The 16,060-nt window shown below is 73.0% G+C and carries 1 protein-coding gene (only partly in view); it reads right to left on the bottom strand.

Annotated features, from left to right (window positions below):
- On the bottom strand, positions 1–16,060 hold the beginning of the coding sequence (locus tag AC6F7H_RS00685) for a type I polyketide synthase (RefSeq protein ID WP_500754541.1). 17,954 nt of this gene lie to the left of the window's left edge; 16,060 of the gene's 34,014 nt are visible here — the first part of the coding sequence; its start codon is at positions 16,058–16,060; its stop codon lies beyond the left edge, outside the window.

Here is a 16,060-nt window from a genome sequence, read left to right as displayed (position 1 = left end):
GCATCCCGTGCCGCAGCGCCATCACCATCTTGATCACACCCGCGACACCCGCGGCCGCCTGGGCGTGGCCGATGTTGGACTTCACCGAGCCCAGCCACAGCGACTCGCCGGCCTCGTCACGCTCCTGGCCGTACGTGGCCAGGAGCGCCTGCGCCTCGATCGGATCGCCCAGCCGGGTGCCCGTCCCGTGCGCCTCGACGACATCCACGTCCGCACCCGTCAGCCGGGCATTCGCCAGCGCCTGACGGATCACCCTCTGCTGCGAGGGACCGTTCGGCGCCGACAGGCCGTTGGACGCACCGTCCTGGTTGATCGCGCTGCCCCGCACGACCGCCAGCACCTGGTGCCCGTTGCGGACGGCGTCCGACAGCCGCTCCACGAGCAGCAGACCCACGCCCTCGGACCAGCCCGTACCGTCGGCCGCCGAGGAGAACGCCTTGCAGCGACCGTCCGACGCGAGGCCGTCCTGCCGGTCGAACTCGGCGAACATACCCGGGGTGGCCATCACGGTCACGCCACCGGCCAGCGCCATGTCGCACTCGCCGGTGCGCAGCGCCTGAGCAGCCCAGTGCAGAGCCACCAGCGACGAGGAGCACGCCGTGTCCACCGTCACCGCGGGCCCTTCGAGACCGAAGGAGTAGGCGACACGACCCGAGATGACGCTCGGCGCGTTGCCGGTCAGCAGGTGGCCGTCCGCCCCCTCCGGCATCTGCATGCCCACCCCGTAGGTGGAGGACGAAGACCCGACGAACACGCCGGTCGAGGTTCCCCGGACCCGCGCAGGGGCGATTCCGGCCGACTCGAGCGTCTCCCAGGCCGCCTCCAGCAGCAGCCGCTGCTGCGGGTCCATCGCCAGCGCCTCACGCGGCGAGATCCCGAACATCGCTGCGTCGAACTCGTCCGCGTCATGGACGAACCCGCCCACACCCCCGGCTGCCTCGGACGCACTCATCGGCCAGCCGCGATTGACCGGGAAGGGCGACATCCCGTCGGTTGCGCCGGCCACCAGCTCCCACAACTGCTCCGGCGAGGTCACGCCGCCGGGATAGCGGCAGGCCATCCCCACGATCGCGATCGGCTCGTCGTTCCCGGTGGTGAGCGCGGGCCGCGTGACGTCCGGCTGTGTCTCCCACGCCCCGAAGAACTGCGACAGCAGATGATCGGTGAGAGCAATCGGCGTGGGGTAGTCGAACACCAGCGTCGCGGGCAGCCGAAGTCCGGTGGACGAGGTCAGCAGATTGCGCAGTTCGACGGCGGTGAGCGAGTCGAAGCCCAGGTCCTTGAACGCCTGACGCTCACCGACCGCGTCGGTCGAACCGTGGCCCAGGACCGTCGCGGCGCTGCCGCGCACCAGCTCCAGCAGCATCTGGTGCCGCTGGGCCTCGGGGACGGACCGCAGCCGCTGGGCGAGTGCCAGGCCGGCGACGGACTCCTGCGCGACGGCACGCCGCACCCGGCCCGACACCAGGCCGCGCAGCAGCGCGGGCACCTCACCGGCCGCACGCACGGCAGCAAGGTCCAGGTTGATCGGTATCAGGTGTGCTGTGGGGCGGTTGAGGGCGGTGTCGAAGAGGGCGAGTCCTTGTGCGGTGGACAGGGTGGTGCCTGCGGTGGTGGCGCGGGCCCGGTCGGTGTGGGCGAGTGCGCCGGTCATGGTGCTGGCTTGTTCCCACATGCCCCAGCCCAGCGAGAGACCGGGCAGGCCGTGTGCGCGGCGGCGGATCGCGAGGGCGTCGAGGTAGGCGTTGGCGGCCGCGTAGTTGGCCTGGCCCGGGGTGCCGAAGGTCGCCGACGCCGAGGAGTAGAGCACGAACATGGCGAGATCGGTGTCGCGGGTCAGCTCGTCCAGGTTCGACGCGGCGGTGGCCTTGGCGCGCAGGACGGTGTCCAGGCGTTCCTGGGTCAGCGCGGTGACGATGCCGTCGTCGAGGACACCCGCCGCATGAACGACACCCGTCAGCGGAACCTCGGCGGGGATGGCGTCGAGGACCGCCGCGAGGGCATCACGGTCGGCCGCGTCGCAGGCCACGATGCGGGCGCGGGCGCCGAGTTCGGCGAGTTCCTCGACGAGGTCGGCCGCGCCGGGGGCGCCGGGGCCCTGGCGGGACAGCAGGAGCAGGTGGCGGGTGCCGTGCTCGGTGACCAGGTGGCGGGCGAGGAGCCCGCCGAGGGTTCCGGTGCCGCCGGTGATCAGCACCGTGCCGTCGGGGTTCGGGCGGACGGGAAGGGAGAGGACGTTCTTGCCGGTGTGCTTGGCCTGGGCCATGTGGCGCCAGGCGGTGACCGCTTCACGCACGTCCCACACGGTCAACGGCAGCGGTGCGAGCACACCCGCCTCGAACAGGGCGACGACCTCGGCCAGGATGCGGCCCATCCCCTCGGGACCCGCATCCGACAGGTCGAACGGGTAGTACGGGACGTCGAGGCCGGCCCGGATGTCGGTCTTGCCCATCTCGACGAACCGGCCGCCGGGGGCCAGCAGCCTGAGGGAGGCGTCGAGGAACTCGCCCGCAAGCGAGTTCAGCACGACGTCGACACCCCTGCCGCCGGTCGCGGTCCGGATCCGGTCTTCGAAGTCGAGGTCGCGGGAGGAGGCGATGCGTGAGGGGTCGACTCCGCCGGCAATGACGGTGGGCCACTTGGCGGGACTGGCGGTGGCGTACACCTCCAGGCCCCAGTGACGGGCCAGTTGCACGGCGGCCATGCCGACACCGCCGGCGGCCGCGTGGATCAGCACGGATTCACCGGCCTTGACCTGGGCCAGGTCCCGCAGTCCGTACCAGGCCGTGGCGAACACCAGCGGCACCGCTGCCGCCTGCGCCCACGACCAGCCCTCGGGCACCCGGACCACCAGACGGCGGTCGGTGACGGCGTCGGTGGCGAATCCGCCGTCGAAGAAGCCGAAGACCCGGTCCCCGACGGCAAGGTCGCCGACACCGGGACCGGTCTCCACGACCACGCCGGCCGCCTCGGAGCCCATGGTTCCGGGTTCCGGATACATGCCCAGGCCCAGGAGCACGTCCCGGAAGTTCACACCCGCGGCACGGATCTCGACCCGCACCTGGCCGGACTCCAGAGGCAGCGAGCCGGCCGCCTCGAGGTGGAGGGACTCCAGCGTGCCGTCGGTGCCGGGCAGAAGGCGCCAGGTGCCGTCGGGCAGTACCAGTCCGCTGCCTCCGGCGCGCATCAGGCGGGGCGCCAGCAGCGCACCGTCACGGAGGGCGACCTGCGGCTCGTCGAGTCCGGCCAGGAGGGCCAGGTCGAGCCGTTCCTCAGATGCCGGGTCGGTGTCGACGAGCACGATCCGGTCCGGGTGCTCCGACTGCGCCGAGCGCACCAGACCCCACACCGCCGCACCCACCGGGTCCACGACGACGCCAGCACCCGCGGGCATCGCGCCCCGGGTCACGACCGCCAGACGCGAGCCGAACGTGCTCTCGTCCGCCAGCCACTCCTGCACACCGTGCAGCACCTCACCGAGGACCTGCTCCACCGGACCGTCACCGGCCGGCAGCACCGTCCACGCCGCAGCCTCCGCCGCATCACCGGATGCACCGCCGGGCGGGAGCGCGACCCACTCGACCGCGAACAGCGCGTCGTCCGCCGCCTGCCCGGCCGCCGACAACTGCTCCGCCGACACCGCCCGCGACACCAGCGCACGCACGAGAGCGACCGGCGCACCCGTGCCGTCCGCCGCCTGCACGGTGAAGCCCTCGCCCTCGGGACGGATCGCCACCCGCAGCGCGGTCGCGCCGACCGCGAACAGCTCCACCCCCGACCACGCGAACGGCAACCGCGGCCCACTCGCTTCGGTGTCGGTCTCGGTGCCGGAGATCAAGCCGGAGGGGTGCAGGGCCGCGTCGAAGAGGGCGGGGTGGATACCGAACCCGTCCACCGGATCCGCGAATGTGACCTCGGCGTAGACACCGGAAGCGTCCCGCCAGGCCGCCTGGACGCCCTGGAACGCCGGACCGTAGCCGAAGCCCGCACCGGCCAGCGCCGCGTAGAAGCCGTCGACGTCCACCGCCTGCGCACCCCGCGGAGGCCACACACTCAGCTCGAAGCCCGCCCCCGATGCGGCCTGCTCCGCCAGCGAACCGGACGCGTGCAGCGTCCACTCGGCCACGCCCTCGGCACGGGCATGGACATGCACCGGCCGGTCGCCCGAGGCATCCGGGCCCTCGACCCGGATCTGGACCTGCACACCACCGGACTCGGGCAGCACCAGCGGGGCGCGCAGCACCAGCTCCCGCAGCAGACCGCAGTCGACCTCCTGGCCGGCGCGCAGCACCATCTCCACCAGTGCGGTGCCGGGCACCACCACATGCCCCGACACCACGTGGTCGGCCAGCCAGGGCTGAGTATCCATGGAGAGGCGGCCGGTGAGGAGTACGCCGTCCGCGTCGGCGAGGGCCACCACGGAGCCGAGCAGCGCGTGCTCGGCGCCCTGGATGCCCAGTGCGCCCGCGTCCGCGCCGAGTACGCCCGGCTGCGGCCAGTAGCGCTCGCGCTGGAAGGGGTAGGTGGGCAGGCCGACCGTCCGGCCGCCCCAGCCGGCGAACACCGCGCGCCAGTCGATGGCGGTGCCACAGGCCCACAGGCGGCTGATCGCGGTCAGGGCGGTGTCGGTCTCGTCGCGGTCCTTGCGCAGCACGGGGACGAACACGGCACCGCTGGCGGTGGCGGTGGCGGTGTCCTGGGCCATGCCCGACAGCACACCGTCCGGGCCCAGCTCCAGATAGCGGGTCACGCCCATCGCCTCGAGGGCGGTGACGCCGTCGGCGAAGCGGACGGGCCGGCGGACCTGGTGCAGCCAGTACCCCGGCTGCTGCATGGCACCCGGCTCGGCCACCGCACCCGTCAGGTTCGAGACCACCGGGATCCGCGCGGGGCGGAAGCTCAGACCCTCCAGCACGGCCGCGAACTCGTCCAGCATCGGCTCCATCAGCGCCGAGTGGAACGCGTGCGACACCGACAGGACGGTGCACCGCACGCCGCGCTCGGCGCACTCCGCGGCATACCGCTCGACAGCCTCGACCGCGCCCGACAGGACGACGGAGTTCGGGCCGTTGACGGCCGCGACATCGAGACCGGAGCCGGCGACCTCCGCCTCGGTCGCCTGGACGGCCAGCATGCCGCCGCCCGCGGGCAGCGCCTGCATCAGCCGGCCGCGTTCCGCGACCAGCACGCACGCGTCGTCCAGGTCCAGGATGCCCGCGACATGCGCCGCGCTGATCTCGCCCAGCGAGTGGCCCAGGAGCACGTCCGGGGTGATGCCCCACGCTTCGACCAGCCGGAACAGGGCGACTTCGAGGGCGAACAGGCCGGCCTGCGCCCACATCGTGTGGTCCAGGTCGGTGCCGTCGGTCAGGACCTCGCGCAGCGGGCGCTCCAGCCGGACGTCGAGGCGCGCGCACACCGCGTCGAAGGCCTCGGCGTAGACCGGGAACGCCTCGTAGAGCCCCAGGCCCATGCCGGCGCGCTGGGAGCCCTGGCCGGTGAACAGGAACGCGGTCCGGCCCTCGGCCGCCACGCCCTCGGCGAGCGTCGTGTCCCCCGCCAGCACCGCGCGGTGCTCCAGCGGAGCCCGAGTGGTGGCCAGCGACCAGCCGACGTCCACCGGATCCAGGGTGGGGCGCTCCGAGGCAAAGGACCGCAGGCGTTCGATCTGGGCACGCAGGGCGGACTCGGACTTCGCCGACACCGCCCACGGAATGAGCCTGGGTGGCGTCGCACGGACCGCCGTCACCTTGACGGTCTCCGCGGCGGAAGGCTGTTCGAGGATGACGTGGGCGTTGGTGCCGCTGATGCCGAACGAGGAGACGGCGGCACGGCGCGGGCGGTCCGACTCGGGCCACGGACGCTGTTCGGTGAGCAGTTCGACCGCGCCGGTGGTCCAGTCGACCTGCGGGGACGGCTCGTCGACGTGCAGGGTGGCCGGGAGCACGCCGTGCCGCATGGCCATGATCATTTTGATGATGCCGGCGACACCGGCGGCGGCCTGGGTGTGGCCGATGTTGGACTTGATGGAGCCCAGCCAGAGCGGCTCGCCGGTCTCGCCGCGGTCCTGGCCGTAGGTGGCGAGCAGGGCCCCTGCTTCGATGGGGTCGCCGAGGCGGGTGCCGGTGCCGTGCGCCTCGACGACATCGACGTCGGCGCCGGTCAGGTCGGCGTTGGCCAGGGCCTGGCGGATGACCCGCTGCTGGGAGGGTCCGTTGGGGGCGGTGAGGCCGTTGGAGGCGCCGTCCTGGTTGACGGCGCTGCCCTGGACGACGGCGAGGATGTGGTGGCCGTTGCGGCGGGCGTCGGACAGCCGTTCGACGAGGAGGAGGCCGACGCCCTCGGCCCAGCCGGTGCCGTCGGCGGCGGCGGCGAAGGACTTGCAGCGGCCGTCGGCGGCCAGGCCGTCCTGGCGGTCGAACTCGGCGAACGCGCTCGGGGTGACCATGACGGTGACGCCGCCGGCCAGGGCCAGGTCGCACTCGCCGCTTCGCAGGGCCTGGGCGGCCAGGTGCAGGGCGACCAGGGAGGAGGAGCAGGCGGTGTCGACGGTGAGGGCCGGGCCCTCGAGGCCGAAGACGTAGGCCAGGCGGCCGGAGATGACGCTGCTGGCGGTGCCGGTGAGCAGGTGTCCCTCGGCGCCGGTGACTCCGGTGCCGTAGCCGGAGGGGGAGGCGCCGGCGAACACGCCGACGTTGTGGCCCTTCAGGGAGCGGGGGTCGATGCCTGCGGTTTCGAGGGTTTCCCACGCGGTTTCCAGCAGCAGGCGCTGCTGGGGGTCCATGGCGAGGGCCTCGCGCGGGCTGATGCCGAACAGGGCGGCGTCGAACTCGTCGGCGTCGTGGACGAAGCCGCCCACCGAGGCGCTTGAATCGAGCAGGGTGGTGGGCCAGCCGCGGTCGTCGGGGAACGGGGTGATGCCGTCCGCCCCGGCGGCGACCAGGTTCCACAGCTCCTCGGGGGAGGTGACGCCTCCGGGGTAGCGGCAGGCCATGCCCACGATCGCGACCGGTTCGTCGAGGACGGCACCCGTGACTGCGGGGGTGTTCGGTGCGGTGTGGCCTGCCAGGTGGGACAGGAGGTGGTCGGTGAGGGCGGTCGGGTTGGGGTGGTCGAAGACGAGGGTGGCGGGGAGCGTCAGGCCGGTCTCGGTGGTCAGCAGGTTGCGCAGTTCGACCGCCATCAGCGAGTCGAAGCCCAGATCGCGGAACGCCCGCCCGGGCTCGACCGCGTCCGCACCCGTGTGCCCGAGCACCGCGGCGGCCCGCTCACGCACCAGATCCAGCACGAATCGGGCCCGTTCCCCGGCAGGGACGTCCAGGAGCCGCTGCCGCAGTCCCTGCGCGGCACCACCGTCCGGCGTGCCCGCGAGCGCCTCCGCCGCCTCCGGAAGCTCGGAGAACAAGGCGCTGGGACGGGACGAGGTGAACGCCGGGGAGAACACCGACCAGTCAGTGTTGGTGACGGTCACGCAGGTTTCCTGGCCGTCCACCGCCGCTGCCAGGGCCCGGATCGCGAGGGCCGGGTCCATCGGCGCCAGCCCACGTCGGCGCAGTGCCTGTTCGGTCTCGTCCTGGACCGCCATGCCGGCTCCGGCCCAGGGGCCCCAGGCCACGGATGTGCCGGGGAGTCCGCGGTCGTGGCGGTGCTGGATCCAGGCGTCGAGGAAGGCGTTGCCGGCCGCGTAGGCGGCCTGGCCGCCGCTGCCCCAGGTCGCGGCGATCGAGGAGAAGACGACGAAGAGGTCGAGCGGCAGATCCGCGGTCAGCTCGTCGAGATACCTCGTCCCCTCGACCTTGGCCCGCAGCACCGCGTCGAACGCTTCCGGGGTGGCTGCCTCAAGCCATTGCGGGGCGTCGATCCCGGCCGCGTGGACGACGCCGGTCAGCGGCCACTGCTCCGGAACACCGGCGAGGACGGTGGCGAGGGCGTCCCGGTCGGCGACGTCGCAGGCCGCGACCGTGACCTGCGCCCCCAGCCCGGACAGCTCCTCGACCAGCCCCTCGGGCGCGACGCCGCGGCGGCTGGTCAGCAGCAGATGCGGCACCCCCCGGCCCGCCAGCCAGCGCGCGACCTCGGCACCCAGACCACCGGTGCCACCGGTGACCAGCACGGTCCCCGACGGCCGCCAGCCCTCACCGACCACCACGGCCGGCACCGCACGCGCCACACGACGGCCGTACACACCCGCCCCGCGGATCGCGACCTGATCCTCACCACCACCGGCGGCCAGGACGCCGGCGAGGCGGGCACCCGCCCGCGCGTCCAGGACCTCGGGCAGGTCGACGAGACCGCCCCAACGCTGCGGCAGCTCCAGCGCCGCGACCCGGCCCATGCCCCACACCGCCGCCAGGTCCGGATCAGTCAGCCGGTCCGAGCCGCCCACCGACACCGCGCCCCGGGTCAGCACCCACAACGGCGCGTCCACCCCGGCCAGCGCCTGCACCACGGACAGCGCACCCACGACGTCGTCCGCGAGCAGTACCACCCCGGCCACGTCAGCCGGCAGCGACACCTCTTCGGCTTCCACACCGACCACGGTCGCGCCCGCGGCGGAGAGCGCCGCGGACACGTCGGCGTCCTCGGAACCGATGATCGCCCAGGTGCCGGACAGCGTCGGCGGAACCGGATCGGCCAGCGGCTTCCACGTGACCCGGTAACGCCACGAGTCGAGCGTCGAACGCTCCCGGTGGCGCCGCCGCCACTCCGCCAGTGCCGGCAGGGCCGACTCCAGACCCGCCAGCTCGGACAGGTCCTCGCGTTCCACCGCGTCCCAGAACGCGGCATCGACCAGATCCCCACCACCGCCCGCAGCGGCCACCGCCGACAGCTCCGGCCAGAACCGCTCCCGCTGGAAGGCATACGTCGGCAGATCCACCACCCGACCGCCCCAGCCGGCGAACACCGCGCGCCAGTCGACGTCCGCGCCGCAGGTCCACAGGCGGCTCACGGCGGTCAGGGCGGTGCCGGTCTCGTCGCGGTCCTTGCGCAGAACGGGGACGAACACGGCACCGGTGGCGGTGGCGGTGTCCTGGGCCATGCCCGACAGGACGCCGTCCGGGCCGAGTTCGAGGCAGCGGGTCACGCCCATGGTCTGGAGGGTGGTGACGCCGTCGGCGAAGCGGACCGGCCGGCGCACCTGGTGCAGCCAGTACGTGGGCTGCTGCATGGCACCCGGCTCGGCCACGGCGCCGGTGAGGTTCGAGACGACCGGGGTATGTGCGGGGTGGAAGGTCAGCCCCTCCAGCACGGCCGTGAACTCGTCCAGCATCGGTTCCATCAGGGCCGAGTGGAAGGCGTGCGACACCGACAGGACGGTGGACTTCCAGCCGCGCTCGGCGCACTGGGCGGCGTAGTGTGCGATGGCTTCGGTGGTGCCGGAGAGGACGACGGAGTTGGGGCCGTTGACGGCGGCGATGTCGAGGCCGGAGTCGGCGACGTCGGCCTCGGTGGCCTGGACGGCGAGCATGCCGCCGCCCGCGGGCAGCGCCTGCATGAGGCGGCCGCGCTCGGCCACCAGCACGCACGCGTCGTCCAGGTCGAGGATGCCCGCGACGTGCGCGGCGCTGATCTCCCCGAGGGAGTGGCCGAGGAGCACGTCGGGGGTGATGCCCCACGCTTCGATCAGGCGGAAGAGGGCGACTTCGAGGGCGAACAGTCCGGCCTGTGCCCACATCGTGTGGTCGAGGTCGGTGCCGTCGGTCAGGACCTCGCGCAGCGGGCGCTCCAGCCGGACGTCGAGGCGGGCGCAGACGGCGTCGAAGGCCTCGGCGTAGACGGGGAACGCCTGGTAGAGCCCCAGGCCCATGCCGGCGCGCTGGGAGCCCTGGCCGGTGAACAGGAACGCCGTCTTGCCTTCGCCTGCGACACCGCTGCTGAGGGTGGCGTCGCCGTGGAGCACCGCACGGTGCTCCAGTGCGGTCCGTGTGGTGGCGAGCGACCAGGCCACGTCGACCGGGTCCAGTTCGGGCTGGTCGGCGACGAACGATCTGAGGCTTGCGATCTGTGCGCGCAGGGCGGTGTCGGACTTGGCCGAGACGAGCCACGGCACCAGGCTGGGGCGCGTTGCCGACGGTTCGGCGACTGCCACCGGCTCGGGCGCGGGTGCCTGTTCGAGGATGATGTGGGCGTTGGTGCCGCTGATGCCGAACGAGGAGACCGCCGCACGCCGCGGACGGTCCACCGCAGGCCACGCGCGCTGCTCGGTGAGCAGCTCCACCGCACCGGCGGTCCAGTCGACCTGGGTGGTGGGTTCGTCGATGTGGAGGGTGGCGGGCAGCAGGCCGTGGCGCAGGGCCATGACCATCTTGATGACGCCGGCGACGCCGGCGGCGGCCTGGGTGTGGGCGATGTTCGACTTGACCGAGCCGATCCACAACGGCTCCCTGCCGGCGCGGTCCTGGCCGTAGGTCGCCAGCAGTGCCTGGGCCTCGATCGGGTCGCCGAGGCGGGTGCCGGTGCCGTGGGCCTCGACCACGTCGATGTCCGCACCGGTCAGGTCGGCGTTGGCCAGCGCCTGGCTGATGACCCGCTGCTGCGCGGGCCCGTTCGGCGCCGACAGGCCGTTGGAGGCGCCGTCCTGGTTGATCGCGCTGCCCCGCACCACGGCGAGCACGCGGTGTCCGCGACGTTCTGCGTCCGAGAGGCGTTCGACCAGCAGCAGGCCGACGCCCTCGCCCCAGCCCATGCCGTCGGAGGAATCGGCGAAGGCTTTGCAGCGGCCGTCGGAGGCCAGCCCGCCCTGGCGGTCGAACTCGCCGAACACGCCGGGGTTGGCCATGACGGTGACGCCGCCGGCCAGGGCCAGGTCGCACTCGCCGGTCCGCAGGGCCTGCGCCGCCAGGTGCAGGGCGACAAGCGACGACGAACACGCGGTGTCCACCGTCACCGCCGGGCCCTCCAGGCCGAAGGCGTAGGACACCCGGCCGGACATGACGCTGGTCGCGGTCCCGGTGAGCAGATGGCCTTCCGCGCCCTGCGGGATCTGGGTGCCGGTGCCGTAGCCGGAGGTGGTGCCGCCGACGAACACGCCGGTGGCGGTGCCTGCGAGCGAGCGGGGATCAACTCCCGCCGCTTCGAAGGCCTCCCACGTGGTTTCCAGCAGCAGGCGTTGCTGGGGGTCCATGGCGAGGGCTTCGCGGGGGCTGATGCCGAACAGGTCGGCGTCGAACGCGTCGGCGTGGTCGAGGAACGCGCCCCGGCCGGCGATGCCCGCGGGCCAGCCACGGTCGGTGGGGAACGGCCCCACCGCGTCGCCCGCGTCGGCGACCAGGTCCCACAGGGACTGGGCCGAGGTCACCGAGCCGGGGAAGCGGCAGGCCATGCCGACGATCGCGACCGGCTCGTCCACGGCCACCGCCACCGGCCGGGCCTGCGACGCTGTGCCGGGGGCGATGTCGGAGAGTTCGGTGAGGAGGAAGTCGGTCAGGACCAGGGGGGTGGGGTGGTCGAAGACGAGGGTGGCGGGCAGCCTGAGTCCGGTGACCGACTGGAGACGGTTGCGGACCTCGACCGCCATCAGGGAGTCGAAGCCGAGGTCGCGGAAGGCCCGGCCGGCTTCCACGGACTCCCCGTCCGCGTGCCCGAGGACGGCCGCGGCGTGGGTGCGCACGACGTCCAGCACCACCTGCCGGCGCTGCGCGGCCGGGGCTTCTTCGACTTGTCGTCGCAGGCTCGCGGTGTCGTCGTCGGCCGATGTCGGTGTGTCCGGGGTGGTGGCTTCGGGCAGGTCGGCGAGGAGCCGGCTGGGGCGGATGGCGGTGAACGAGGCCGTGAAGGCGGGCCAGTCGATGTCGGCGACGGTCAGTCCCGACTCGCCGGCGTCGACGGCTGCCGCGAGGGTGCGCACGGCGAGTTCGGGGTTCATCGGGGCCATGCCGCGTCGGCGCAGGAGCTGCTGGGTCTCGCCCTGGACGGCCATGCCGGCACCGTCCCAGGGGCCCCAGGCCACGGACGTGGCGGGCAGGCCGCGGTCACGGCGCCCGGCGGCCCAGGCGTCGAGGAACGCGTTCGCCGCGGCGTAGGCGCCCTGACCCGCACCGCCCCACACCGCGGCGCCGGAGGAGAAGACGACGAACAGGTCGAGCGGAAGATGGGTGGTCAGGGCCTCCAGGTGGGCGACCCCGTCGATCTTCGCGCCGATCACCGCCGCCGTGGTGTCCCGGTCGGCGGCCTCCAGCAGCTGCGCGTCCCCGACACCGGCCGCATGCACCACACCGGTGAGCGGAACATCTGCCGGAACACCGGCGATGACCTCGGCCAGCCCATCCCGGTCGGCGACATCGCACGCGGCCACGGTCACCCGGGCACCCAGTGCGGCGAGTTCCTCGACCAGGCCGTCCGGGGCGGTCCCGCGGCGGCTGGTCAGCAGCAGATGCGGCACACCCCGGCCCGCCAGCCAGCGTGCCACCTCGGCGCCCAGCGCCCCGGTACCACCGGTGACCAGCACGGTGCCCGAGGGCTGCCATCCCTCGCCCACCGCATCGGTCGCCGCTGCCCGGACCAGGCGCCGGCCGTAGACACCGGAGCCACGCACGGCGGTCTGGTCCTCACCGTCACCGGTGGCCAGGACGGCCGCGAGGCGGCCGGACGCACGAGTGTCCAGGGTCTCGGGCAGGTCGATCAGGCCGCCCCAGCGCTGCGGGAACTCCAGCGCCGCGACCCGGCCCAGACCCCACACCGCGGCCTGCACCGGATCCAGCACCCGGTCCGACGCACCCACGGCGATTGCACCCCGCGTGAGCACCCACAACGGCGCGTCCACCCCGGCATCACCCAGCGCCTGCAACAGCACCGTCACCCGGGTGAGTTCATCCGCCACCCCAGCGGCGGTGCGGTCGGCCGTCCCCGCGCCGGCCGCCAGCACCACACCGCACACATCCGGCACGGCGGCGACCGCCGCGGCCAGGCCCGCACGGTCCACGACCCCGTCCACCGACAGGCCCGCCACGACGGCACCCGCCCCGGTCAACGCCCCGGCCACCTCCGCAGCACTGTCGCCCACCACCAGCCAGGTGCCCGACAGCGCGGCGGCCGTCGGGAGACCGGCGAGCGGCCTCCAGGCGACCTGGTAACGCCAGGTGTCGATCACGGACCGCTGCCGCCGCTCCCGGCGCCACGACGCCAGCGCCGGAACCACCGACCCCAGCAACTGCGGGGCCTCCGACAGCTGCAGCGTGCCCGCGAGTTCATCGAGGTCACCACGCTCCACGGCATCCCAGAACCGCGACTCGACCGCGTCCACCACCCCGCCCGCGGCCGGAACCGGCAACGACGGGACATCCAGCCAGTACCGCTCGTGCTGGAACGCGTAGGTCGGCAAAGCGACCTGCCGGCCGGTGAGCACCGCCCGCCAGTTGACGTCGACACCCGCCTTCCACGCCTCGCCGAGGGAGCTCAGGACACGGCGCACCCCGGCCTCGCCCCGTCGCAGGGTGCCCAGTGCGGTGGCCTCGGCCCCGGTCGCGTCGATGGTTTGCTCGATGCCCATGGTGAGCACGGGATGAGGGCTGATCTCGACGAAGGTGCGCGTGCCCTGTTCCAGCAGGGTCCGGACGGCGCCTTCGAACTGGACCGTGGAGCAGAGGTTGTCGAACCAGTACTGGGCGTCCAGTCCGTCTTCGATCGCCTCGCCGGTCAGGGTGGAGATCATGGGAATCGTGCCGGTGGCCGGGGACAGCCCGGCCAGGTCGGTCAGGATCCGCTCCCGCAGTTGCCTCATCCGCGGCGAGTGGGCCGCGAAGTTCATCGCAACGCGGCGGGCGCGGATGTCCCGCTGTTCGCATACGGCGGCGAGCTCGTCGAGGGCCTCGGTGTCGCCGGAGACCACGGTGGAGGAGGGGCCGTTCACCGCGGCCACGAACAGACGGTCCGGCCAGGCCGAGACCAGGTTTTCGACTGTGTCCCGCCCCGCCGTCAGGGAGATCACGCCGTCCTTGCCGGACACGGCCACCAGCGCCTGCGCCCGCAGGGCCACCGCACGTGCGGCATCGTCGAGCGACAACCGGCCCGTCACGCACGCCGCGGCGATCTCACCCTGCGAATGACCCACCACCGCGGACGGCACCACACCCGCCGAACGCCACACCTCCGCCAGGGACACCATCACCGCCCACAGCACCGGCTGGACCACATCCACCCGGTCCAGGTCCCCGTCCCGCAACAGCACATCGGTCAACGACCAGTCGACGTACGGGGCGAGCGCGGTCTCGCACTCGGCCAGCCGCTCCCGGAACACGGGCGAGGTCTGCCACAACTCCCGTGCCATGCCATCCCACTGGGAGCCCTGGCCCGGGAACACGAACACCACACCACCGGCACCCGTAACGGCCGAGGTGGCCACGGACAGCCCGGCCAGCAGCTCCTCCCGGCTCTCGCCCACGACCACCGCACGGTGCTCCAGCGCGGCCCGCGTCGTCGCCAGCGACCAGCCCACGTCCGCCGGGTCCAGCTCCGGACGCTCCGCGACGAACGAGGCCAGCCGCTCCACCTGCGCCCGCAGCGCGGCCTCGGACTTCGCCGACACCACCCACGCCGACACACCCGGAACCGAAGCCGGGGAGACCGAACCGGTCGATACAGAGTTGGAAGATGTCGAACCGAGCGACACCGAACCAAGCGGCACCGAAGCAGGGGAGAACAGAGCAGGGGAGACCGAAGCAGGCTCGGCGGGCTCCGATTCCGATGCCGAATCGGACACGGGCTCCGACTCCGGTGCCTGCTCCAGAATCACGTGCGCATTGGTACCGCTGATGCCGAACGAGGACACGCCCACGCGCCGCGGGCGGTCCGTCACGGGCCAGGGACGTGCCTCCGTCAGCAGTTCCACCGCACCGGCCGACCAGTCGATCTCCGTCGACGGTTCATCGGCGTGCAGCGTCGCCGGCAGCACACCGTGCTGCATGGCCATGACCATCTTGATGACACCCGCGACACCTGCCGCGGACTGGGTGTGACCGATGTTCGACTTCACCGACCCGAGCCACAACGGACGGGACTCGTCGCGGCCCTGGCCGTAGGTCGCCAGCAGCGCCTGCGCCTCGATCGGGTCACCCAGCCGGGTGCCCGTCCCGTGCGCCTCCACCGCGTCGATGTCGGCGCCGGTGAGCCGGGCGTTGGCCAGGGCCTGGCGGATGACCCGCTGCTGCGAGGGCCCGTTGGGTGCGGTCAGACCGTTCGACGCGCCGTCCTGGTTGATGGCGCTGCCGCGCACGATCGCCAGCACCTGGTGTCCGTTGCGCCGGGCGTCCGACAGTCGCTCCAGCAGCAGCAGGCCGACGCCTTCGCCCCAGCCCGTGCCGTCCGCGGCCTGCCCGAACGACTTGCAGCGTCCGTCGCCGGCGAGGCCGTCCTGACGGTCGAACTCGACGAACATGCCGGGGCCGACCATGACCGTGACACCGCCGGCCAGTGCCAGGTCGCAGTCGCCCGCCCGCAGCGCGAGGCCTGCCAGGTGGAGGGCGACCAGCGAGGAGGAGCAGGCGGTGTCGATGGTGACGGCGGGGCCTTCGAGGCCGAAGGCGTAGGAGACGCGGCCGGACGCGACACTGGTCGCGTTCCCCGTGCCGCGGAACGCCTCGCCGGCACCGGGCAGAGGGGCGTCGCCGTAGCCGGAGGTGGCCGCTCCGGCGAAGACTCCGACACCGCGCCCCTTCAGCGAACGTGGGTCGACCCCGGCCGTCTCGAAGGTCTCCCAGGCGGTCTCCAGCAGGAGACGCTGCTGCGGGTCCATGGCGACGGCCTCGCGCGGCGAGATGCCGAACAGGCCGGGGTCGAAGTCGGTGGCGTCGTGGACGAAGCCGCCCATGGCCGTCACGCCGGCCGGCAGGAGGGAGGACCAGCCGCGGTCGGAGGGGAACGGTGTGATGCCGTCCCCGCCGGTGCTGACCAGTCGCCACAGGTCGGAGGGAGAGTGTACGTCCCCGGGCAGACGGCAGCCCATCGCGATGATGGCGATCGGCTCGTTTTCCCGGTCCTGTGCCGCCTGCAGGCGCCTGCGCGTATGGCGGAGATCGGCCATTACGCGCTTCAGGTAATCGACGTACTTCTCTTCATTCTCCAC

Source organism: Streptomyces sp. MMS24-W38 (assembly GCF_059889265.1).
This window is presented reverse-complemented; position numbering and strand designations above follow the sequence as displayed.